Origin of the sequence: Cellvibrio fontiphilus (assembly GCF_042646205.1) — a bacterium.
GTDB lineage: Bacteria > Pseudomonadota > Gammaproteobacteria > Pseudomonadales > Cellvibrionaceae > Cellvibrio > Cellvibrio fontiphilus_A.
On record NZ_JBHRTF010000003.1, the window covers coordinates 420,093 to 441,787 of the forward strand.

At 49.2% G+C, this 21,695-nt stretch carries 22 protein-coding genes; 18 read left to right on the forward strand and 4 right to left on the reverse strand.

Annotated elements, in window-relative coordinates; genetic code table 11:
* Nucleotide 1: 1 nt before the first annotated feature.
* The 18 genes from ACFODX_RS07445 (at nt 2) to ACFODX_RS07530 (ending at nt 17,989) form a co-directional block, all read left to right on the forward strand.
* Nucleotides 2-265, forward strand: coding sequence for a hypothetical protein (locus tag ACFODX_RS07445; protein ID WP_378117630.1), 264 nt, complete (start codon nt 2-4; stop codon nt 263-265).
* Nucleotides 266-268: 3 nt separating this feature from the next.
* On the forward strand, nt 269-487 hold the full coding sequence (locus ACFODX_RS07450; RefSeq protein ID WP_378117632.1) for a hypothetical protein: 219 nt from the start codon (nt 269-271) through the stop codon (nt 485-487).
* A 309-nt stretch (nt 488-796) separates the two neighbouring features.
* On the forward strand, nt 797-1,597 hold the full coding sequence (locus tag ACFODX_RS07455; protein WP_378117634.1) for an RHS repeat-associated core domain-containing protein: 801 nt from the start codon (nt 797-799) through the stop codon (nt 1,595-1,597).
* A 25-nt stretch (nt 1,598-1,622) separates the two neighbouring features.
* Nucleotides 1,623-1,892 (forward strand): hypothetical protein, encoded by a 270-nt coding sequence (locus tag ACFODX_RS07460; protein WP_378117636.1) that lies wholly within the window; start codon nt 1,623-1,625, stop codon nt 1,890-1,892.
* A 378-nt stretch (nt 1,893-2,270) separates the two neighbouring features.
* On the forward strand, nt 2,271-4,499 hold the full coding sequence (gene flhA, locus ACFODX_RS07465; RefSeq protein ID WP_324259247.1) for a flagellar biosynthesis protein FlhA: 2,229 nt from the start codon (nt 2,271-2,273) through the stop codon (nt 4,497-4,499).
* 57 nt (nt 4,500-4,556) lie between these two features.
* Nucleotides 4,557-6,146, forward strand: coding sequence for a flagellar biosynthesis protein FlhF (flhF, locus tag ACFODX_RS07470; protein ID WP_378117638.1), 1,590 nt, complete (start codon nt 4,557-4,559; stop codon nt 6,144-6,146).
* A 164-nt stretch (nt 6,147-6,310) separates the two neighbouring features.
* Complete coding sequence (locus tag ACFODX_RS07475) at nt 6,311-7,135, forward strand: MinD/ParA family protein (protein WP_324259245.1); 825 nt, start codon at nt 6,311-6,313, stop codon at nt 7,133-7,135.
* Nucleotides 7,136-7,260: 125 nt separating this feature from the next.
* The gene (locus ACFODX_RS07480; RefSeq protein ID WP_449245133.1) at nt 7,261-8,004 is read left to right on the forward strand and encodes an RNA polymerase sigma factor FliA; all 744 of its coding nucleotides are present in this window, start codon (nt 7,261-7,263) and stop codon (nt 8,002-8,004) included.
* 197 nt (nt 8,005-8,201) lie between these two features.
* The gene (gene cheY, locus ACFODX_RS07485; protein ID WP_324259243.1) at nt 8,202-8,585 is read left to right on the forward strand and encodes a chemotaxis response regulator CheY; all 384 of its coding nucleotides are present in this window, start codon (nt 8,202-8,204) and stop codon (nt 8,583-8,585) included.
* 33 nt (nt 8,586-8,618) lie between these two features.
* On the forward strand, nt 8,619-9,422 hold the full coding sequence (locus ACFODX_RS07490) for a protein phosphatase CheZ (protein WP_378117641.1): 804 nt from the start codon (nt 8,619-8,621) through the stop codon (nt 9,420-9,422).
* Between the two features lie 26 nt (nt 9,423-9,448).
* Nucleotides 9,449-11,821 carry a chemotaxis protein CheA gene (locus tag ACFODX_RS07495; protein WP_378117643.1) on the forward strand — a complete coding sequence of 791 codons (2,373 nt, stop codon included), beginning with the start codon at nt 9,449-9,451 and terminating at the stop codon, nt 11,819-11,821.
* A 92-nt stretch (nt 11,822-11,913) separates the two neighbouring features.
* A complete protein-coding gene (locus ACFODX_RS07500) occupies nt 11,914-13,059 on the forward strand; it encodes a protein-glutamate methylesterase/protein-glutamine glutaminase (RefSeq protein ID WP_378117645.1) in 1,146 nt (381 codons plus the stop codon).
* Nucleotides 13,059-13,808: a flagellar motor protein gene (locus ACFODX_RS07505; RefSeq protein WP_378118126.1), complete on the forward strand. Its 750-nt coding sequence runs from the start codon at nt 13,059-13,061 to the stop codon at nt 13,806-13,808. The genes ACFODX_RS07500 and ACFODX_RS07505 overlap by 1 nt, the downstream gene beginning before the upstream one ends.
* Nucleotides 13,809-13,834: 26 nt before the next feature.
* The gene (gene motD / locus ACFODX_RS07510; RefSeq protein ID WP_378117647.1) at nt 13,835-14,767 is read left to right on the forward strand and encodes a flagellar motor protein MotD; all 933 of its coding nucleotides are present in this window, start codon (nt 13,835-13,837) and stop codon (nt 14,765-14,767) included.
* Nucleotides 14,768-15,044: 277 nt separating this feature from the next.
* On the forward strand, nt 15,045-15,884 hold the full coding sequence (locus ACFODX_RS07515) for a ParA family protein (protein WP_378117649.1): 840 nt from the start codon (nt 15,045-15,047) through the stop codon (nt 15,882-15,884).
* On the forward strand, nt 15,881-16,924 hold the full coding sequence (locus tag ACFODX_RS07520; protein WP_378117651.1) for a chemotaxis protein CheW: 1,044 nt from the start codon (nt 15,881-15,883) through the stop codon (nt 16,922-16,924). Before ACFODX_RS07515 ends, ACFODX_RS07520 begins: the two co-directional genes overlap by 4 nt.
* A gap of 139 nt (nt 16,925-17,063) precedes the next feature.
* A complete protein-coding gene (locus ACFODX_RS07525; protein WP_324259236.1) occupies nt 17,064-17,549 on the forward strand; it encodes a chemotaxis protein CheW in 486 nt (161 codons plus the stop codon).
* Nucleotides 17,550-17,605: 56 nt separating this feature from the next.
* A complete protein-coding gene (locus tag ACFODX_RS07530; RefSeq protein WP_378117653.1) occupies nt 17,606-17,989 on the forward strand; it encodes a DUF2802 domain-containing protein in 384 nt (127 codons plus the stop codon).
* A 118-nt stretch (nt 17,990-18,107) separates the two neighbouring features.
* On the opposite strand, the gene ACFODX_RS07535 is transcribed toward ACFODX_RS07530, so the two are convergent.
* The 4 genes from ACFODX_RS07535 to ACFODX_RS07550 are packed head-to-tail and all read right to left on the reverse strand — an operon-like array spanning nt 18,108 to nt 21,674.
* Nucleotides 18,108-18,860 carry a YciK family oxidoreductase gene (locus tag ACFODX_RS07535; protein ID WP_378117655.1) on the reverse strand — a complete coding sequence of 251 codons (753 nt, stop codon included), beginning with the start codon at nt 18,858-18,860 and terminating at the stop codon, nt 18,108-18,110.
* 41 nt (nt 18,861-18,901) lie between these two features.
* A complete protein-coding gene (locus ACFODX_RS07540; RefSeq protein ID WP_378117657.1) occupies nt 18,902-19,570 on the reverse strand; it encodes an HAD family hydrolase in 669 nt (222 codons plus the stop codon).
* Nucleotides 19,570-20,274 carry a bifunctional 2-polyprenyl-6-hydroxyphenol methylase/3-demethylubiquinol 3-O-methyltransferase UbiG gene (ubiG, locus tag ACFODX_RS07545; protein WP_378117660.1) on the reverse strand — a complete coding sequence of 235 codons (705 nt, stop codon included), beginning with the start codon at nt 20,272-20,274 and terminating at the stop codon, nt 19,570-19,572. Before ubiG ends, ACFODX_RS07540 begins: the two co-directional genes overlap by 1 nt.
* Before the next feature lie 59 nt (nt 20,275-20,333).
* Complete coding sequence (locus tag ACFODX_RS07550; RefSeq protein ID WP_378117662.1) at nt 20,334-21,674, reverse strand: TRZ/ATZ family hydrolase; 1,341 nt, start codon at nt 21,672-21,674, stop codon at nt 20,334-20,336.
* Nucleotides 21,675-21,695: the final 21 nt, after the last annotated feature.

Consider the following 21,695-nt stretch of genomic DNA (forward strand, 5'->3'; position numbering starts at 1 on the left):
TATGACTACCGATAACTTCAGCGCAAAAGATTTGGCGATTAACATAGCTTCTGGTGCTGCGGCAAAACCTGCCACTGCATTTGCTACAGTTAAGACAGCAGGAAATCCAGGTCTTCCGGTTAATTCTTTAAAAGGCAACACGTTTATGGTAGGAAAAACAGAGTCGACCTCTGTGACTAGCGAAAGGGTAAAACAAGGAGTACAAGATACTATTGAAGAATCAGTATCAGTCAAAATAGTTTGTCATACGGATTCGGAGTGTTAGCGCATGATTTTTAATATTGTCATTTTTGCCGCATTAATTTTTTTTGGTAGAGCTATCTTTGCTGGAATAAAAACAGGAGTTCTTCATTCAACTTATGGTGAAGCAATGACTGTACGAAAAAGTGAAGGTGTAGCTGGTTTTTATTTTATTTTATTTTTGTATATAGCCATTTGGATATGGATGGCTTATTTATTGGTTGCCGAAATAACTATTTTTTCCTGAAATTGAAAAATTATTCCAAGTCCCGGTCAGTTCACTGCCCGGGGTTTTGCTTTTATGATTGTGATGTTGAGTTATCCCTCTGTCGTCAATACCAAACCCCCGTGCATCACTCCGCCGTCAACACCAAACAGCCTTGCATATCGATGGTGATCACGGGTGGGTTGATAGTGAATCCCGCTTGTTTCAACTAGTGTCGTACAAGGCACAGAATATTTCACCTACGCCAAAGCGGGCACCTTTCTTCATACCCAAAAAACAAATGGCGTTAATCAAAACTACATTTATCTGGGTAACAGCCTCATAGCCAAGGTGGATAACACCACCACAAGCTATGTGCACACGGATCATTTAGGTTCGGTAGTTGCTGAATCGAATAGCGCAGGGCAAATCACCAAACGTTTCCATTACAAACCCTTTGGTGAGACCCTGGAAACCCAACAGGATGATGTTGGCTATACTGGCCATAAGCATGACTCGGATTTGGGTTTAACCTACATGCAGGCGCGGTATTATGATCCAGTGCTGGGTAGGTTTTATGGGAATGATCCGGTGGGGTATGTTGCGAAGAATCCGGTGCATTCGTTTAATCGGTATGCGTATGCGAATAATAATCCGTATAAGTACATCGATCCGGACGGAAAAAATGGTGTTATCCCCAGAATGAGTCAAATGAATGCGTTAGCATCTTCTTCTCAGCAAACTCCCCAATCTGTACGAGCAGCTATTTTTGCAGAAGAACATAAAGCTCAGGCAAGCTTTAAGGCAATGAGCCTGCACGCAGATACGTTATCTGTTGTAGCAATTGCAACAGGTCAGGCGCAGGCAGCTATTCCACTAAGTGTTGTGTCAGCGACAGCATCTGTTGTAGCTGATAGCATTGATTTCACATCAGATCAGGATTTAACAAAAAAATCTAATGAAGCAACTCTCGTAGAGGGGGCTGGTTATGCTGCGGGAAAGGCTGCTGAAAATGGAGTGACTGCTGCTGGAGAGGTGGTTGGTACTTTGGGTTTTAAAGGAAAAGTAGTAGAAAGAGTCATAGATGTAGCGGCTGAAGCTACAAGTCAGAGTGTTTCCGATACCTTAAAAGACGATTATCTAAAAGATTAATCAGTAGTTTTTATAAAGGCTTTTTATGAAAGATGATTTATTAATTCATGTATATCTAGAAAAGAAGTTCTTGCTAGTATTTCGATTGCTCATGTTTTTTATTGTTTCGTTATTTTTATGGACTGTTTACGAGGCTTTTGACAATGGCTACGTTGAGACAAAGGGGAATAAAGAATTAGAGGGATCATTGATATTTTATTTATATATCCTAAAGCAACTTGTTTTTGCTGGTTTGTTTATTTGGCTTGGTACTGGCGGTGCAAGAGATAGGATGCATAATGATAAAATTGAATAATTTTGACAGTGACCTCAATCTTTGAAAATGCCCCCGACCCCTGATTATTTCAACTTGTCGGGGGTTTTTGTCTTGATGAGTATTTGATTTGTTCTCCCTCCGCCGTCAACACCAAATACCTGTGCATTACACGAATGGTCATGGGTTATTAATGCTGAATCCGGCCTGATCCAATTGGGTTATAGCTAGAGCATTATGCTTGTTACTGCCAAAACATCCCATTCAACAGCATGGCGCAATGAATTTTCGAGGGCGATTCTTTGGTTATTTGGTGGGCAAAAACCAACGCTCGCAACAGAGTAAAAACGCTTTTTTCAAATCGGTACACTTCTTGCGATAAGCACTGGTAAATGATTTCACCGTCAAGAATCCGTGCTTATGGCTCTTCCTTCGTTCAATCAGCTCAATAACTTTAATGGCAAAGCGGCGCTTGGCTCCTTGCGGGGTATGGGGCGTGGCAATTTGGGCATTCCTATTTTGCTACTGATGCTGTTGGCAATGATTATTTTGCCCATCCCGCCGTTGCTGTTGGATATGTTTTTTACTTTCAATATCGCGCTGGCACTGGTGGTGTTGCTGGTGTCAGTGTATGCCATGCGGCCGCTGGATTTTGCGGCTTTCCCGACAATTTTGCTGATTGCGACTTTACTGCGCCTGGGCCTGAATGTGGCATCTACCCGTGTGGTGTTGCTGGAAGGGCATCAAGGTGGCGATGCGGCCGGTAAGGTGATTGAAGCCTTTGGGCATGTAGTGATTGGCGGAAATTTGGCGGTGGGTATAGTGGTGTTCATCATTCTGATGATCATCAACTTTGTGGTGGTAACCAAGGGTGCCGGGCGTATCTCCGAAGTGAGTGCGCGTTTCACCCTGGATGCTATGCCCGGTAAACAAATGGCAATCGATGCCGATTTGAATGCGGGTTTGATCGATCAGGATCAGGCGCGTACCCGCCGGCAGGAAGTCTCGTCTGAGGCTGATTTTTACGGCGCTATGGATGGTGCGAGCAAATTTGTACGCGGCGATGCGGTCGCCGGCATCATGATTATGTTTATCAACATCTTTGGCGGTCTTGCCATAGGTATGGCACAACATGATCTTCCGTTTGTTGAGGCATTTGAGAAATACACCATCCTGACGATTGGTGATGGTCTGGTCGCACAAATTCCCGGGCTGTTGTTATCTGTGGCTTCTGCCATTTTGGTTACCCGTGTTAACAGTTCCCAGGAGATGGGGGCGCAGGTTGTCGGTCAGATGTTTACCTCTCCAAAAGCGCTGGCGGTTAGCGGCATCATGATGTTGGTGATGGGTGCTATACCCGGAATGCCGCATCTGGCATTTCTTGGATTGGGATTTATTTGCGTTGGTTTGGCCTACTACATCCACTGGCGCAAGCAACAGCCTGCCGCGGTGGAGGACAACTCGTTTATCCCCGCCGGTGCACGCTTGGCCGGAGAAATGCCCACAGGTGGTGGTGCGCCGGCCGGTGCGAGTATCGCGCCACAACGCAGCGCGCCGGCGCTACCGCCTGGTACACCTGAATCGCCTGAACTGGGTTGGGATGATGTACAGCCAGTGGATGTCATTGGGCTGGAGGTTGGTTATCGCCTCATTCCGATGGTGGATAAAAACCAGGGTGGTGAATTGTTGGGGCGTATCAAAGGCGTTCGTAAAAAGCTGTCACAGGAAATGGGGTTCCTCATTCCCTCGGTGCACATTCGCGACAATCTTGACCTGAATCCAACCGGTTATCGCATCAGTCTCATGGGGGTATCCATGGCGGAGGCAGATGTTTACCCGGATCGTGAATTGGCGATAAATCCGGGGCAGGTGTTTGGCTCGCTGGATGGTTTAAAAACCAAAGATCCGGCGTTTGGTTTGGATGCTATTTGGATTAACCCCAACCTGCGGGAGCAGGCGCAAACCCTGGGTTATACCGTGGTAGACCCGAGCACCGTGGTGGCGACCCATCTCAATCAAATTCTGCAGCAGCATACCTTCGAACTGCTGGGCCATGAGGACGTACAAAAACTATTGGATATGCTGGCGAAGACTTCGCCCAAACTGGTGGAAGAGCTAGTGCCTAATACCATCAGCATTAATGTGCTGCTGAAAGTCCTGCAGAACCTGCTGCGTGAGCGGGTGCCTATTCGCGATATTCGCTCCATCGCCGAAGCTTTGGCGGGCAGTGGTATCAAGAGTCAAGATCCCGCCGCTTTAACCGCCTTGGCGCGGGTAGCACTCTGCCGACAAATCGTCCAAAACATCATAGGAAACGAGCGAAACCTGCCTGTAGTAACGCTTGAGCCGGGTTTGGAACAGTTATTGCTAAATACCGTTCAACAGGCACAAAAAGCTGGCGCTGACGATAGTGCGTTTATCGAACCCGGCTTGGCGGACAGGTTGCAGCAGTCGCTGATTACCGCGGCCCAGAAGATGGAAATGGCGGGTAAGCCGCTGGTGTTACTGGTTGCTGCACCTCTGCGTCCCATGCTGGCGCGCTTTGTTCGTCATAGCGTCCCCGATATGCGGGTTCTGGCTTACAACGAAGTGCCTGACAACAAACAAATCAGTATCGAAGCCAGCGTAGGTGCTGACAAAAATGGCTGATTACCTTAGTGCAATTTAATGGTTAACCAGGTGGCCCACCCCGGGCGGGAGTTGAATATGCAAGTCAAACGTTTCGTAGCTGCCGATATGCGCCGTGCGTTGGAATTGGTTCGCCAGGAGCTGGGGCCAGATGCAATTATTCTCTCCAGCAACCGTATCCCTGAGGGAGTGGAGTTGCTGACTACCATGGGTTCGGATTACGAGCTGAAACAGCTTCAAACCCGTCCGTTTTCCGAGGCGACTTTTGCCCCCAGCGAGCCATTGCTGAGTGATGGCGATTTATCGCCACGGGTTTTGGAGCGCCAGCCTGCGCGTAAAAATGTGGCGCCGGTAATCAGCCAGATTCCCGATCACCCCAACGCCGGTAAAACCGGCGCTCAACTGGCGGACGATATAGAGCGCGCGCATCAACGGATGATTGCGGCCCGCAAGGCAGAGGAATCTGCCAAAGAATTTTTGGTGGGTAAAAATACGGTGGTAAATGCTGGAATTCCGCGCCATGCCTCTGCGCCGGCGGCATCGCCCAAAAAAGGCATGAGTGCTGCGGAGCGCTATCCGCTGGTTGATCCGGCGCCGGCACCTGCCGCCAAGACCTTAACCCCTGACTCACTGTCATTTCGCGATGCCTTGCTCAGCAATACCCGCAGTGTCCAGGATCAAAAAATCGATGCGTTGCTCACTGGCAATCACATCGCCAACAACACAACCAAGCCCACCGTTGCTCCAGTGGTTTCCGCACCGGATGTGCTCGATCAAAACGCCCAATTGAGTGAGTTGCAAGCGGAAATCGCCGATATGCGATTACTGCTGGAGCAGCAGCTGGATCGTTTGACTGGTCAGCAAACCATCGCCAACGACTCCCCCATACTGGCAAGTATTGCTCGTCGTCTGGAGCGCCTGAGTTTGCCAAAAGAAGTAATCGCCAAAGTGATTAGTGCTTGTACTAAAACCAAAACTCTCGGTGAAGCCTGGCCGGACGCTCTGGCCAATCTGGCCCATCAGCTGCCAGTGAATGGCCGTGATATTGTCGATCAGGGCGGTATTTTTGCGTTTGTTGGCCCCACTGGTTCAGGTAAAACTACCACTATCGGAAAGCTGGCCGCGCGCTATGTGCTGCAGCATGGCGCTGACAAGGTGGCGATTATCACCACCGACACTTATCGCATTGCGGCTCACGATCAATTGCGTTCGCTGGCGCGTATTTTGCGCGTGCCGGTGCGTGTGGTCGATGAAGCTAACCCACTGGATGCAGTATTGCGCAGCTTGCGTCACTGCTTATTGGTGTTGATCGATACGGCAGGTTTCCGCCATGGCGACCCGCATTTAAAGGCCCAGCTGAAAGCCTTGGCAGATCAACCGCAAGTGAAAACCTATCTGGTAATGTCATCCAACAGTCAGGCGCAAATGCTAAAAGCCTCGGTGCATGCCTATGGTGCTGCGCGCTTGCAAGGGTGTGTGCTGACCAAGCTGGATGAAACCGCTGGCATTGGTGAAGCGCTGGGCGTGGTGATGCAAAGCCGCCTGCCGATTGCCTACACCACCGATGGTCAGGACATTCCCAAAAATCTGGAAGTGGCGCGAGCACACCAGTTGGTGGCCCGTGCTGTCGCTTTGCTTAAAACGACAACAGCAACGGCGGTTTCTTAACCAGTAAATCTATATAAGCCCATGATTTTAGCGGTGAAACTGAAATTTATCGGATCTTTTTCCAATCCCTATCTATACTCAGTTCACCAGTGGCGCGCGACAAAAAGGTCGTAATACTGAACAGCGGCCGCGCTTAAAAAGAATATGTTTGGAGTTACCTGTAGATGAGCCAAGTGCGACCCGTTCAAGTTATCGCCGTGTCCGGCGGCAAAGGCGGAGTAGGCAAGAGCAACATTTCCGTCAACCTGAGTATTGCCTTGGCAGAATTGCGTCGTCGGGTGGTATTGCTGGATGCTGACTTGGGGCTCGCTAATGTCGATGTATTGTTGGGCATTCGTGCAACTCACACACTTGCCGATGTTCTGGCGGGAACCCATTCGCTCAGTGATGTTCTGGTCACCGGCCCCGCCGGCGTAAAAATAGTACCCGCTTCATCAGGCGTGCAACGCATGGCCGAATTGAGTAGTGCAGAGCACGTCGGCCTGATCAATGCGTTTAACGAATTGTCAGATCAAGTGGATATTTTGGTGATAGATACTGCTGCCGGGATATCCGACACGGTGGTGAGTTTTGTGCGCGCCGCCAACGAAGTCATTATTGTTGTCTGTGATGAGCCATCCTCAATCACCGACTCCTACGCCCTCATTAAATTACTCAACAAAGAATATGGAATGCAGCGCTTCCGGGTTGTTGCAAACATGACGCGCACCCAGCAGGAAGGTATGAATATGTTCAACAAACTGAATACCGTTTGTGAGCGTTTCCTGGATGTAACCCTGCAGTTTGTTGGTCAAATTCCGTTTGATGAAAACGTGCGCAAAGCTGTGCAAAAGCAAAAAGCGCTGTTGGAATTTGCGCCCAATTCCAAAGCGGCGGTAGCAATTCGCGCACTGGCTCAAGCCGTTGATAAATGGCCACTGCCTTATTCGCCCACCGGGCGTTTGGAGTTTTTTGTCGAGCGGTTATTGCAGGCAGCAAACGCGCGTTAATAAAGAATAGTGTGCCCATTTGCCGGTTTCGTTGCGGCGAGTGATATCGGTGAGTTGCCGGTTGTAAACAGGTGAGGCGAGGGTGCCAGTAGTGACGGCAGTTTCTGCCAAACAGAAGGTGTTCGATGGCCGCAGTCAATGGTTTAGCCATGTACGATAAAAAGACCTTGCTCGATGCGCAAATCAATATCGAAGATTTCGCTCCGCTGGTAAAGCGCATCGCCTACCACATGATGCTGCGCATGCCTGCCTCAGTGCAGGTCGATGACCTTATTCAAGCGGGCATGATTGGTTTAATTGAAGCCTCCCAAAAATACGATGCCTCCCGTGGCGCCAGTTTTGAAACCTACGCAGGTATTCGTATCCGTGGTGCCATTGTGGACGAAATGCGTCGTGGTGATTGGGTTCCACGCTCTGTGCACCGCAATGCGCGCCGTGTGGCCCGCGCTGTTGCCGTAGTAGAGGCGCGCACCGGGCGTGATGCGAGCGATGCGGAAGTCGCCGCTGAGTTGGAGGTATCGCTAGAAGAATATTTTGAAATGCTGCAGGACGCCAACGGCAGCCGTCTTTTCAGTTACGAAGAAACCTTCGGTGAAGAAGACAGCAATATCGATGCGTCTGAACACAGCAGCGCCTTTGCCAGCCCATTGGAAGGTGTACAGCGCGAAGGGCTTAAACGCGCGTTGGCCGATGCTATTACCCAGTTACCTGAACGCGAGCGCATGGTGCTAGCGCTTTATTACGATCAGGAATTGAATCTGAAAGAGATTGGGTTGGTATTGGGTGTTAGTGAATCCCGTGTTAGCCAAATTCATAGCCAAGCGGCCGCTCGCTTGCGCAATCGGCTGGGCGGTTGGCAGCCCACATAAGTTGAGCAAAAAGTAATCGCTCTGATCGAATTAGATTAAAGTCTGAGCGCTCAGGTGCTAATTAGTCTGTAAATACAACAATTTGCGCTATTATTTGCAGTAAAAGTTGAAGATTTACGCGCCGTCACTGGCTAGAGCTTCAACTCCTACTAGACTATGAATTAACAAAATTCCCTTCTGGGTTATTGGAGGTTGCGTTGGATAAGAATATGAAAATCCTGATTGTTGATGACTTTTCAACAATGCGGCGGATCATTAAAAACTTGCTGCGGGATTTGGGGTTTTCCAATACCCACGAAGCAGATGACGGTGTCACTGCTTTGCCCATGCTTAAAAATGGCGATTTCCAATTTCTGGTGACTGACTGGAACATGCCTGGCATGACCGGTATTGACTTGCTCAAAGCGGTGCGCGCTGATGAAAAGCTCCGCACCTTGCCAGTACTTATGGTAACGGCTGAAGCCAAGCGCGATCAGATCATTGAAGCGGCTCAGGCGGGAGTAAATGGTTATGTAGTCAAACCTTTTACTGCACAGGCGCTGAAGGAAAAAATCGAGAAAATTTTTGAGCGGGTTGGATAAAACCGTCGATTGAATAATAAATAAGGCGTCGCCATGGCATCAGAAACCCAAACATCCTTCAATGACGAATTTGTCGTCGAATTGAGAGAGTGCGCCAAGTTGCTTGCAGAAAAACTGCAAAGTAACCAAATCGAAGAAGCATCGATTTTGATTCAGACGATTACCCAGTCGCGCGACCGACATATCTTTCAATCTGTTGGTCGTTTAACACGCGGTTTGCATGATGCGATTGTCAATTTCAATGTTGATGCAGATTTAAGTAAAGAACCGCCCAAAATTGAAAATTCGGATATCCACGACGCTTCAAACCGGTTGAATTACGTTATTGAATTAACGCAAAAAGCCGCTGAAAAAACCATGGATGTGGTAGACGAAGCAGCCCCTATTGCGATGAACCTTGGCCAAGAAGCCAGCAGTTTGCGCAGCGAGTGGGCGCGACTAAAGCGCCGTGAAATGAGCGCAGATGAATTTCGTCAGCTCTATGAGCGCATGGATGTTTTTTTAGGCCAAATGGTTACTGGTACTGAACAGCTCGGCAAAAACCTGCAAGACATTGTGCTTGAACAGGGCTTTCAGGATTTAACTGGCCAGGTCTTAAAACGCGTTATCGGTTTAATCAATGATGTTGAAAAAGATTTAGTAAGTTTGGTGCGAATTGCCGGGCAGGTGGAAGAGATCACTGGTCTTGGTAATGATCGTGAAACCGTCGCACACGATATGGAAATTATGCACAAACGTAAAACTGAAGCCGAAGGGCCACAAATTAACAAAGAGCGGGCAGATGTAGTATCCGGGCAAGATGATGTGGATGACTTGTTATCCAGCCTTGGTTTTTAAACTGCAGGTCACTCGAGGAAAGTTGAATGAGTTTTGGTGATGACGAGGATATCCTCCAGGATTTTCTGGTAGAGGCAGGCGAAATTCTCGAGCGCCTCAGCCAGCAATTGGTTGACCTGGAGCAGCGCCCGGAAGATAAAGATTTGCTCAATGCGATCTTCCGCGGTTTTCACACTGTAAAAGGTGGTGCTGGTTTTCTGGCGCTTACCCCCATGGTGGAATGTTGTCACCTCACCGAAAACCTGTTTGATATTTTGCGTAATGGCAAACGCGCTGTTACTTCGGAATTAATGGATGTTGTGCTTTCCGCATTGGATATGGTGAACCAGCAGTTTGAGTTGGTATCCCAACGCGAGGAGTTGCCACCCGTAGACCAAGGGTTAATTGCTGCACTGGAGCGCCTGGTTTCTTGCGAAGATCTACACGAAAGTGAAGCATCCGAAACGCCAGCAGAGGCAGCGGCGCCAGAGCTAACGAGCCATTCTGATAATTCTATTCAGCACCACTCCGAGTCCCAGCCTGCGTCGGGCGACATCACAGATGCAGAATTTGAACAGCTGCTTGACGCCATATCCGGTGCGCAACCAGCAGCCAGTTCTGCCAGTGCGACATCCTCACACGAGCCTGCTCCCACAGCAGTTGCCAGTGGTCATGATGATATTTCTGAAGATGAGTTCGAGGCATTACTCGATCAATTACATGGCAAAGGCAAGGGACCAGGTATTCAAACCCCACCAGTCGCCCCAGTTGCTGCAAACCCGGTAGCGGCAACGGCAACAACAGCTTCTGGTGATGAGATTTCAGAAGACGAATTTGAAGCTCTATTAGATCAGCTGCACGGTAAGGGCAAGGGGCCAGGCATCAATGCTGCTCCTGCGCCAGTTGCTGCAGTCTCTAGCCCCGCCCCCGAGGCTACCAGTGGGGCAGGCGACCTGATTACAGATGATGAATTTGATGCGTTACTTGACCAGTTGCACGGTAAGGGTAAGGGGCCGGGTACGGCTGCAACTGACAGCCTAAACACTCCTGCAGCCGCGTCATCGGCGCCAGTTGCCAAACCAGCAGCACCAAAAACTGCCCCCAAACCCGAGTCAAAACCAGAAGCGGCTAAAGCAGCGGCGCCAGTGCCGGCGGCTAAAAAAGTCGAGCCCGCCAAACCCGCCGCTGTCAGTGCCCCAGTCGCCGCACCTGCGGTAGATAAAGAGGCTCCTGCAGTGGAGACCACCGTGCGTGTGGACACCCAGCGCCTCGATGACATTATGAATATGGTGGGCGAGCTGGTTTTGGTGCGCAATCGCCTGGTGCGCTTGGGTAACGGCTCAACCAATGAAGCCCTGGCAAAAGCAGTGGCCAACCTGGATGTTGTGACCGCGGATTTGCAAACATCCGTGATGAAAACCCGCATGCAGCCAATCAAAAAAGTGTTTGGCCGCTTCCCGCGTGTAGTGCGTGATTTGGCGCGTAGCCTGCGTAAAGAAATTAATTTGGAATTAGTGGGTGAAGAAACCGATCTGGATAAAAATCTGGTGGAGGCGCTTGCTGATCCACTGGTGCATTTGGTCCGCAATTCGGTTGACCATGGCATAGAATTCCCCGATGTGCGCGAGGCTAATGGTAAGCCTCGCGTTGGTCAGGTGGTGCTTTCTGCAGAGCAAGAGGGCGACCATATCCTGCTGTCGATCAGTGATGACGGTGCGGGTATGGATCCGGTGAAACTGCGCCGCATCGCCGTAGAAAAAGGCATGTTCGATGAGGATACCGCTAATCGTTTGTCCGACACCGAAGCCTACAACTTAATTTTTGCTCCCGGTTTTTCCACCAAAAAAGAAATTTCCGATGTGTCCGGCCGTGGCGTCGGCATGGATGTCGTAAAAACCAAAATCACCCAACTTAACGGCACGGTGGAAATTAAATCCGAGTTGGGAAAAGGCACCCGTTTTATTATCAAAGTGCCACTGACTCTGGCAATCATGCCCACCTTGATGTTTATGCTTGGTCAGCAAACCTTTGCGTTTCCACTGGTCAGCGTGAATGAAATCTTCCATATGGATCTGACCAAGAGTCACATAGTGGATGGACAGGACTGCGTTGCTATTCGCGATCAGGCGATTCCACTTTTCTATATGAAAGATTGGTTAGTAAAAAACGCTTTTGGTCATCGTCCTGATAACGCACACGTAGTCATAGTTACTGTGGGCTCGCGTCGTGTGGGTTTTGTAGTGGATCAGTTGATTGGCCAAGAAGAAGTGGTAATCAAACCTTTAGGCAAAATGCTGCAGGGTACGCCTGGCATGGCGGGTGCCACTATTACCGGTGATGGCACCATTGCGCTGATTCTGGACATTCCAAGTTTGTTGCGTCGCTATGCAAAAGGTTCTGCCGGCTGGGGGCATAGCTAATTTATTGAGTGCCATGGTGGTACTGGTTAGGCGATTTAATGCGGCCTCTTCGTCTATTCTTTTTAAATATTTTCCCTTGCGGAGCGCGATAGATGCCTTTCCGGGTATTAGTAGTTGATGATTCCAATTTCTTTCAGCACCGCTTGAAAGACATTATTAATGAGCATCCGGAATTAAAAGTTGTTGGCATCGCAAGTAATGGGCGTGAAGCTATCGATAAAGCGGCGGAATTAAAGCCGGATATCATCACCATGGATTTTGAAATGCCGGTGATGGATGGTGTTACGGCAATAAAACACATCATGTCTAACCGCCGCGTGCCCATTTTGATGTTTTCGTCGCTCACCTACGAAGGCGCTAAAATTACGCTGGATGCCTTAGCGGCGGGTGCTCTTGATTTTATCCCCAAGGATTTTGCCGAAGTCTCGCGCAATTCCGAAGCACTTAAGAAAAAGCTGCACGAGCGATTAATCACGCTGGCTGGTTCAGGTAGCCGGCCTGTACCCCCTGCTGCGGTCACATCGGTTCCTTCGTCTACATCGGGCACTCCAAGTATTAACTCCTCATTCAAACCCTTAAGCACGCCTGCACCCTTACCGCGTGTTGCACCTGTGGTTACCGATGAGCCAGTACGTGCATCCTCGGGGTCTGATTCCTATCGCCTTAAAAATAAACCCAAGCTCCTTGTTATTGGCGCCTCTACAGGCGGGCCGGTTGCGCTTGCTGAAGTATTAATGGCGCTGCCAGCTAATTTTCCGCTGCCTATAGTGCTTGTGCAGCATATGCCGGAAAATTTCACCAAAGCCTTTGCGGAACGCCTTAATAAGCAGTGTCATATTCGCGTTCGCGAAGCGGTAGACGGTGACCAACTGCAACCGGGTCTTGCATTGCTGGCACCCGGCGGTAAACAGCTTATGCTGGATAAGCGCAATGGCGGTTCAGTGCGTGTTTTGCCAGACGACGAGCGTGTGAATTACAAACCCTCGCTCGATATCACCTTTGGGTCTGCTGCCAACAATTATGCAGACAAGGTATTGGGCGTAGTGTTAACCGGTATGGGGTCGGATGGCTGCAACGGCGCACGGCTATTAAAAGAGGCCGGTTCATCACTCTGGTCACAGGATGAAGCCAGTTGTGTTATTTATGGCATGCCCATGGCGGTAGCTCGCGCTGGGTTAACTGATAAGGTGCTAAGCCTCAAGGATATAGGGCCGCGCTTGGTGAAGGAGCTTATGTGATGGATTTGCTCAGTATTATCGGCGTCATCCTCGCGTTTGCCGCCATTATAGGGGGCAATTTTTTAGAGGGCGGAGGCATTGGGACTCTGGTCAACGGGCCGGCTGCATTGATTGTATTGGGTGGTACTTTTGGTGCGGCCATGTTGCAGACATCAAAAGTAAATCTACGCCGTGCATTAAAAATTGTTAGCTGGGTTTTTAAGCCCCCCTATGTTCCTTTCAAGCAAGGTATAGCGAATATAGTTCGCTGGGCAGCGGCGGCACGCAAAGACGGTTTGCTGGGTTTGGAGGAAATTTCCGAGCGCGAAAAAGATAAATTTGCCAAAAAAGGTTTGCAACTATTGGTGGATGGTAATGAACCAGAAGTAATTCGCCGCATTCTGGAAACTGATTTGATAGTGAATGAGCAGCGAGATTTTGACGCAATTAAATTTTACGAATCCATGGGTGGCTATGCGCCTACCATTGGCATTATTGGCGCCGTTATGGGCTTGATCCATGTGATGAACAACCTCGCAGACCCAGCGACTCTTGGGCCTGGAATTGCTATCGCTTTTGTGGCCACAATCTATGGTGTTGCGCTTGCGAATTTAGTGTTTATTCCCATCTCCAATAAACTACGCATGTGTGTGAATGAAAACTCACAATACCGCGAGTTAATTATTGAAGGCATTATCGCGATTGCTGATGGTGAGAATCCGCGTTCTATTGAAATGAAATTAAACGGTTATTTGCACCCGCTTAACTGACCTTTGTTTATGTGAGTAGTGCGCTTATGGTTCGCCGCAGACGAGAAGATATTCATGTCAACCACGAGCGCTGGCTGATTTCTTACGCAGATTTCATCACCTTATTGTTTGCATTTTTTGTGGTGATGTATTCCATTTCCCAAGTGAATGACAGCAAGTACCGCGTATTGTCCGATACCTTTATTGAAGCTTTTCACCTACCTACAGATTCTCAAGCCAACAAAGAGCCTTCTGATCAAGTGGCGCCCGCTGCCGATTTGATTTCGCCTATCGATATGGGGAAATCTACCCACGATGTGGAGCAAACAGACGAAGTGCCGCCACAGATTGTCGATAGCAGTCAAAATGCTGTTAAGCAACTGGTTCCGGCTGAAACAGCTGACGCAGCAGTCAAAACCAGCGATGAACTGACGCAGATTTCCGATTTGGTTTCTGAAAAGTTTGCCCCGCTCATTAGTGATCAGGTAATTCAGGTTTCAAGCAATGAACTTTGGCTGCAGATAGAGTTGAAGGACAGTATTTTATTTTCATCAGGCAGTGCCGATACCAGCGAACAGGCGCGACGGATTTTTGATGAAATCGCCGCAATTCTCGCTGGCTACTCCAATCCGGTTCAGGTGGAAGGGTTTACCGATAACGTGCCAATCAACAGTCCCAAATATCCCACGAACTGGGAGCTCTCTACGGCGCGTGCCAGTGCGATTGTTAAACATCTTGCGGCGAAGGGGGTGGCGCCTGAGCGTTTATCGGCTGTTGGTTATGGTGAGTACCAACCCAAGGTGCCTAACGATTCGGAGCAGGGCAGGGCGCAGAATCGCCGTGTTGCCATTATGATTGCCAAGCGCAAAATGGATCGTCCCCGTGCATCACTGGAGGCTACAGCCAGCTCCACTCCAACCAGTTCTTCTACATCCAGCGCTGCTGTTGTTATTTCGTCCGGCTCCAACCCCGTGAATTAATAGGATTTACTTGCTTCGTCCCCTCTCGTTTATCAAAAGCCTGCCGCTATAAAGTAAAAGCTCGGTTGTTAACTTGCAGTTGTTGCCTGCTGGGCAATACTTAGTTTTCCTTGATTAAAAAGTGATCTTTTCTGCATTGGCATCAAGGTGAATAAAGGCGACAATTGAATTATTTGTTGTGTTACCTAGAGGTGCATTCTGGCAATAGGCATAATCTTTGCTTTTGTCGCTGTAATGAACAAAGTGACTGGTAATTGACGCCGGTGAGGGTTGAATTGTGCGTGTGATAGCGATAGCAAACCAAAAAGGCGGTGTGGGTAAAACCACTACCACAGTTTCCCTGGGTGGCTTGATAGCGGCTACCGGGAAGCGTGTGTTGCTATTGGATATAGACCCTCATGGTTCCTTGTCCACCTATTTTCGTCAGGATCCTGACAATCAATTACTGAGCAGTTATACCTTGTTCCAGGAGCGCAAGAGTCTTACGCGCGAGTCTGTGTCCCGTTTGATAGTGGCAACCGATTTTCCCAACATCAGTCTGATCCCTTCGGCTACCGCTCTCGCCACGCTTGAACGCCAAGCCATAGGGCAGGACGGCATGGGGCTGGTGTTGAGTCGCGCCTTGGCACTCATCGCCAATGACTACGACTACGTACTTATCGATACACCTCCCTTACTTGGTGTACTCATGGTGAACGCTTTGGCCGCCTGTCAGTATTTGGTGATTCCGGTACAAACCGAATTCCTTGCTCTCAAGGGCTTGGAGCGTATGGTAAACACCCTGAACATGATGTCTCGTTCGCGCAAAAAGGCGCTGGATTACACCATAGTGCCAGTTATGTTTGATCGCCGGACCCAAGCGTCGGTAACCAGTTTGCGCACCATTCGCAATACCTATCCCGCACAAGCCTGGCCTGGTCATGTACCCGTCGATACACGCTTTCGTGATGCCAGCAAAGCGGGCATACCTCCGCATTTGTTTGATCCTGCGAGCCGCGGCGTGGAGGCTTATATTGCGCTTTGGCATTGGCTGGAGAAAAAGATTCGTGCTGATGAACTGCAACAAGTTCAACCAGCCACTATGACGCTGGTAAACAAGGCGGGTGTGGTGTCGTGACAAACCGAAAAACGCCTGAGGGCGATATAGAGTCACCGGATGCGAGCTTGAGTCATTATTTTGATGACTTGCTCGGTATAGGTGATGTAATTGGTGAGGCGATTGCGACGATGGAATCGCAGCCTGTTTCGGTTGCTGCCAATGCGGGATTGGCGCGTGTAGTGAATTTGCCGACAAAAAAAAAACCATCGGAAAAACCTCTCAAAAACTCTGCAGGTGTTGGTTCCAAACCAAGAGCGCTGACGAAATCTGATACCAAAAAAACGCTGCTTGCCGATCCTGTACAAACACCAGAGCAAAAGCAACAGCTGGAAAAGTTGCTGCAATCGGTGAGCGCACAGTTACTGGTTGAGGCCCCGGTGGTTGACTCGCCCAAGGTGGCAATACCTGTTGCGCTCGGCACTGAGTCCAAAACACACTTCGTTGTTGATGAAAATGAAATTCAAGAATGGGACATAGGCACACCCGACGAGGTGCCTGTGGACGTCGGCACGGATCTGGCGTCCGGGCATCTGCAAGTTGCTACTGAATCTCATACCGGTTTCAAAATGGACGGTTTGGAGTGGCTTGAAAATGGTAGGCCGCAGTGGGCTCAGTCGCGCTTTGATGTGCTGTTGTTTAAGGTTGCTGGTCTAACTTTGGCCGTGCCACTCATCTCACTTGGGCAAATACAGCCATTAACAGATGAATTGACTCCTTTGTTTGGTCAGGCGGATTGGTTTATGGGCCTGCAACCGACGCCTGCTGGAAAAATTCGCACAGTGAATACGGCTAAATTTGTGATGCCAGAGCGTTACGATGACTCTTTTTTGCAGACCGCTAAATACGTAATGTCTATTAACGGTGTCCCCTGGGGGTTGGCGGTAGACTCGGTAAACCAACCCATCACCTTGCAGCCCGAGGATGTAAAATGGCGTAGTGATCGAGGCAAACGCCCCTGGTTGGCTGGAACGGTTAAGGACCATATGTGTGCCTTGCTGGATATCCCGCGTATTGGTCAAATTTTGGTAGAAGCAGATAAAAACTTCGTATCGGCTTGATCGGTTTTCCTTCCAAGCTTGAAAGTCTATGAGCCTCGGCTCACGCAAACAAAAGTGGCATGAGAAAAGTCATCGGCTATAGTTATAGCGACATTTACATGATCTACTGCCGCGTTGGCAGTGAAGAGGAATATTAAACATGGCAACTGATGCAGCAAAAAATAAAAGCACTGACGATCCCATATTGCAGTGGGTAACTTTCCGTCTGGATGGAGAGACCTATGGCATCAATGTAATGCAAGTGCAGGAAGTGCTGCGTTACTCGGAGATTGCTCCTGTGCCGGGCGCGCCCTCCTATGTGCTGGGTATTATCAATTTGCGTGGTAATGTGGTGACGGTTATCGACACCCGCCATCGCTTTAACTTGTCCAGTGGTGAAATTACTGACAATACCCGTATCGTGATTATTGAAACAGATCGTCATGTGATTGGCATTTTGGTCGATAGCGTTGCTGAAGTGGTTTATTTGCGTCAATCTGAAATTGAAATGGCACCGAATGTGGGGAACGAGGAGAGTGCAAAATTCATTCAGGGTGTATGCCACAAAAACAATGAGCTGTTAATTCTGATTGACCTGAATAAATTGCTGACCAGTGAAGAGTGGTCAGAGTTGGAAGATATTTAAATTTATTCTCCCTTGATTGGCCTTTGCCAATGAAGGGAGATTTTAGAGACGTATTCATGACACTGCTGGAAATTGGGCTGCTCATAAGTTTAGGGATTGGCTTGCTTGCCTTGGCTTGTGCATTGGTTAGTTTGCGTCGTGTCCGCTTGCAGGCGAGTGCGACTGAAAAACTGATGCAGAAACTCATGCGTGAAGTAGCTGCTTCGAGCAGTGGTTCAGTGGGTATGGGCCAGCGTTTATTAGCGATGGAAAAGCGTCTGCAATCAGAGAGTAAAAAAACGGAAAAAATCGATTACTACAATGACGATGAATTCCAGCCTTACTCGCAGGCGGCGCAAATGTTCAAAATGGGTATGGATTGCGAAGAGGTTGCGCGGCGTTGCGGTTTATCGCGCGCCGAAGCTTCATTGTTGGAAATGATGCAAAAGTCGAGTCGATAATCACTTCGTTTTTGTTATTACTCTTTAGCATTTAATGAATTGCTACATATAAACACAAAAGGCGATCGATGGATCGCCTTTTGTGTTTTTCCGGGTCAGCAATTTAAGTGCTGCTTATTCAGTGGTGAAATTGAAATGAATTGCCACTGATGCCAAGCGAGTCATCGCCCAATAAATACACATAGGCGGGCATTAATACATCGGGGGTTTTAACAGTATCGGGATTTTCAGCAGGATAGGCGGCGGCGCGCATTTCAGTGCGAGTGGCGCCTGGATTTATGCTGTTAACACGAATTCGCGTGGCGCCCTCCAGCTCGTCGTGCAGGGTTTGCATTAAATTTTCTGCCGCCGCTTTGGATGCGGCATAAGCTCCCCAAAATGCTCGCCCTTTAAAGGCAACACTGGAACTGGTAAATAATACGCTGGCATTTTCGGCGCGCTCCAGCAGTGGGAGCAGTGCTTGGGTCATCATAAATGGTGCGTTGGCATTAACTTGCATGCAGCGTTGCCAGGCACTGACTGAGTAATTGCTAATCGGCGTGCGCTCGCCTAAATCAGCTGCATTGTGTAGCAGGCCATCTACACGTCCAAACGTATCTTCAAGCGCATTACACATATCGTCGTAATCTTTTTCTAGCGCACTTTCAAAATTGATGGGATAAATGGCTGGCTGTGGGTGGCCTGCTGCTTCAATTTCATCGTAAACCGCTTCCAGCTTGCTCATGGTTCTGCCGCATAAAATGACAGTCGCTCCGCAGGCGGCAAAAGTTTTGGCAGCACAGCGGCCTATGCCTGCTCCTGCACCGGTGACAATAATAATTTTGTTCTGTAACGAATCAGGTTTTATGGCGTAATCGGGTGGAATATTCATAACAGTTCTTCGCTCAATAATCAGGCTCTGGCAGTCGTTACTTACAGATATTTTTCAATAATAGGCCAGATTTCATCAGCATGATTTACGCTGTAATCTGCATTCCAATCGGTTGGGTTTTCGTTGATGTCGAGATAGCCATAGGTGGCTGCAATGGTGATGCTACCTGCATCTCTTCCGCAATCGATATCGCGTTTGTGATCACCAATATAAATAATTTCTTGCGGTGCGCAGCCCAATTGTTTGCTTGCAAGGTGTAAGCATTCAGGATCAGGTTTACTGCGAGCGACATCATCGGGGCAAATAACACTGACGGGTGCTGGCTGAATCGCCAGGGCAGACATAAGCGGCAGGGTGTAAGCCGCTGGTTTATTGGTGGCAATTCCCCATGCAATATTTTTGCTAGCCAGGTTATCCAGCAATGCTTGAATGCCCGGGAAGGGTTGGGTGTAAACCGCGATATGATCCAGATAAAGCGCCAGTAACCGCTCGCGCAACCGCTCAAATTGTGAATGGCTATCGTCAATTTCAAAAGCCAATTTGATTAAGGCTTTTGAGCCATTGGATACACCGGCTCGTATGGTTTCCGGGCTCAGCTCGACCAGTCCTTCTTCGGCTCGCAGTTGATTAACCACTACTACAAAATCAGGTGCGGTATCCAGAAGTGTGCCGTCCAGGTCAAACATTACTGCACGAATTTTTTGCTTCATTATTCGCCGACCTTTTTGGCGTGCACCAAATAATTTACGCTCACATCGTTGGGGTTTAACTTGTAGTGCTTGGTGAGCGGGTTATAGGTCATGCCCGTTATGGTTTGCAATTCCAGCCTAGCAGCGCGCAGCCACTGTGCCAATTCAGACGGGCGAATAAATTTGCTGTATTCATGGGTGCCTTTAGGCAGGAGTTTCAATAAATACTCCGCACCAATAATCGCGAATGCATAGGATTTTGGATTGCGGTTGATGGTTGAGAAATAGACATCGCCGCCAGGTTTTACCAATTGCGCGCAAGCTTTTACCACGGATGCCGGATCAGGTACGTGCTCCAGCATTTCCATACAGGTGACGACATCAAACGCCTCTGGCATTTGTGTGGCTTTATCCTCGGCGGTAATTTGCTCGTAGGTTAATTCCACGCCAGTTTCCAGTGCATGCAGGCGCGCAACTGCAAGTGGCGCTTCGCCCATATCTATACCTGTTACCGAAGCACCACGTAGCGCGAGCGATTCCGCCAGAATGCCGCCTCCACAACCCACATCAATTACCTTTTTTTGTGCGACCGGCGAGCGCTGGTCAATAAAATTAGCGCGTAGTGGGTTAATGTCGTGAAGTGGTTTGAATTCGCTGTTTTTGTCCCACCAGCGACTGGCGAGGGCTTCAAATTTTGCTATTTCAGCGGTATCGACATTGGCCATAAATTGTTCCGTCTGTCTGAGGGTGAGTTATAAAGGTTCGATAAATCCAGCGGCGTTAATTAATTGCGCGCGCTAATTTGTTTACGCCACCAATTGGCCTTGCCAAGAATCTCGCGTTCATTGAGGCTGAGCAAAACCCGGTTGGCGAGAAGGCATTTCCCCTCTACCCAAACATGGGTAACTGCTTGTCCTGCATGGTTGTAAACCAGTTGTGAGGCGGGGTTGTAAAGCGGCTGCATGGTTAGTCCTCCCAAATCAACGGCTGTTATGTCTGCTGCTTTGCCTACCTCAAGGCTGCCTATAATTTCGTCCAACCCCAAGGCCTTGGCTCCATTGAGTGTTGCCATGCGCAGGGCAGTGTGGGCATCTACCGCGGCTGCATCACCGGCAATGGCTTTAGCCAGCAGTGCTGCCGTCTTTAATTCGCTGAATAAATCCAGATCATTGTTACTGGCTGCGCCATCGGTCCCCAAGGCGACATTCACGCCGGCTTTGAGCAGTTTATCTACCGGGCAAAAACCGCTCGCTAATTTTAAGTTGGATTCAGGGCAGTGGATCACATGAGCGCCGGATTCTTGCAAGAGTTTGACATCAAGCCCGTCAATTTGGGTCATGTGTACGCATTGGGTTAGGGGGGATAAGAGCCCCAGGTCCATCAAGCGCTGACTCGGACGGCGACCATACTGTGCGATGGAGTCATTCACTTCCTGTAGCGTTTCATGCAGATGGATATGAACCGGTATGTCCATTTCTTGAGCGAGTACCGCGATTTTCTCAAGTGGTGTGTCCGAGACTGTATAGGGAGCGTGTGGGCCAAAGGTGATGTTGATCAGGTGATTGCCGCGGAAGTTGTCGTGCAGGCTCAATCCTTTACTGAGGTAATCGTCCGGCCCCATGCCCCAGGCGGTGGGGAAATCAAAAATCGGAAAAGCCAACTGGCAGCGAATCTTGGCATCCAGGCAGGTCTGCGCGGCTTGCTCAGGGTAGAAATACATGTCGGCAAAACAAGTGGTGCCACTTTTAATCATCTCTGCAAGCGCAAGCTCAGTGCCGTCGCGCACAAAATCCTCACTCACCCAGCGGCTCTCGGTGGGCCAGATATGATCATTGAGCCAGTTGTGCAGAGGTTGGTCATCTGCATAGCCTCGCAGCAAACTCATGGCTGCATGTCCGTGGGCGTTAACCAGGCCGGGAATTAGCACTTGGTTGCCAAGGTTTAACGTTTCTTTGGCGATAAATCGCCGATCTGCCTCTTCTTGCGGTGCCAATGCAACAATTTGCCCCTTATCTATAGCGATTGAGCAGTTTTCCAGCACCCGATTGGCAGGTACTACAGGGATAATCCAGCGCGCTTTGATTAGCAGGTCGATGTTATTGGTGTTCACAGCATGGCTCGGCATAAAGAGGCTAAATAACTTGGT

What these genes read in the sequence shown, in the direction of transcription:
- ACFODX_RS07445 (WP_378117630.1), top strand. Translation starts at nt 2, where the DNA reads ATGACTACCGATAACTTCAGCGCAAAAGATTTGGCGATTAACATAGCT.
- ACFODX_RS07475 (WP_324259245.1), top strand. Translation starts at nt 6,311, where the DNA reads ATGAGCCAAGTGCGACCCGTTCAAGTTATCGCCGTGTCCGGCGGCAAA.
- ubiG (WP_378117660.1), bottom strand. Translation starts at nt 20,274, where the DNA reads ATGGCCAATGTCGATACCGCTGAAATAGCAAAATTTGAAGCCCTCGCC.
- ACFODX_RS07495 (WP_378117643.1), top strand. Translation starts at nt 9,449, where the DNA reads ATGAGTTTTGGTGATGACGAGGATATCCTCCAGGATTTTCTGGTAGAG.
- ACFODX_RS07460 (WP_378117636.1), top strand. Translation starts at nt 1,623, where the DNA reads ATGAAAGATGATTTATTAATTCATGTATATCTAGAAAAGAAGTTCTTG.
- ACFODX_RS07530 (WP_378117653.1), top strand. Translation starts at nt 17,606, where the DNA reads ATGACACTGCTGGAAATTGGGCTGCTCATAAGTTTAGGGATTGGCTTG.
- motD (WP_378117647.1), top strand. Translation starts at nt 13,835, where the DNA reads ATGGTTCGCCGCAGACGAGAAGATATTCATGTCAACCACGAGCGCTGG.
- flhF (WP_378117638.1), top strand. Translation starts at nt 4,557, where the DNA reads ATGCAAGTCAAACGTTTCGTAGCTGCCGATATGCGCCGTGCGTTGGAA.
- ACFODX_RS07540 (WP_378117657.1), bottom strand. Translation starts at nt 19,570, where the DNA reads ATGAAGCAAAAAATTCGTGCAGTAATGTTTGACCTGGACGGCACACTT.
- ACFODX_RS07480 (WP_449245133.1), top strand. Translation starts at nt 7,261, where the DNA reads ATGGCCGCAGTCAATGGTTTAGCCATGTACGATAAAAAGACCTTGCTC.
- flhA (WP_324259247.1), top strand. Translation starts at nt 2,271, where the DNA reads ATGGCTCTTCCTTCGTTCAATCAGCTCAATAACTTTAATGGCAAAGCG.
- ACFODX_RS07535 (WP_378117655.1), bottom strand. Translation starts at nt 18,860, where the DNA reads ATGAATATTCCACCCGATTACGCCATAAAACCTGATTCGTTACAGAAC.
- ACFODX_RS07505 (WP_378118126.1), top strand. Translation starts at nt 13,059, where the DNA reads ATGGATTTGCTCAGTATTATCGGCGTCATCCTCGCGTTTGCCGCCATT.
- ACFODX_RS07550 (WP_378117662.1), bottom strand. Translation starts at nt 21,674, where the DNA reads ATGCCGAGCCATGCTGTGAACACCAATAACATCGACCTGCTAATCAAA.
- ACFODX_RS07450 (WP_378117632.1), top strand. Translation starts at nt 269, where the DNA reads ATGATTTTTAATATTGTCATTTTTGCCGCATTAATTTTTTTTGGTAGA.
- ACFODX_RS07525 (WP_324259236.1), top strand. Translation starts at nt 17,064, where the DNA reads ATGGCAACTGATGCAGCAAAAAATAAAAGCACTGACGATCCCATATTG.
- ACFODX_RS07500 (WP_378117645.1), top strand. Translation starts at nt 11,914, where the DNA reads ATGCCTTTCCGGGTATTAGTAGTTGATGATTCCAATTTCTTTCAGCAC.
- ACFODX_RS07490 (WP_378117641.1), top strand. Translation starts at nt 8,619, where the DNA reads ATGGCATCAGAAACCCAAACATCCTTCAATGACGAATTTGTCGTCGAA.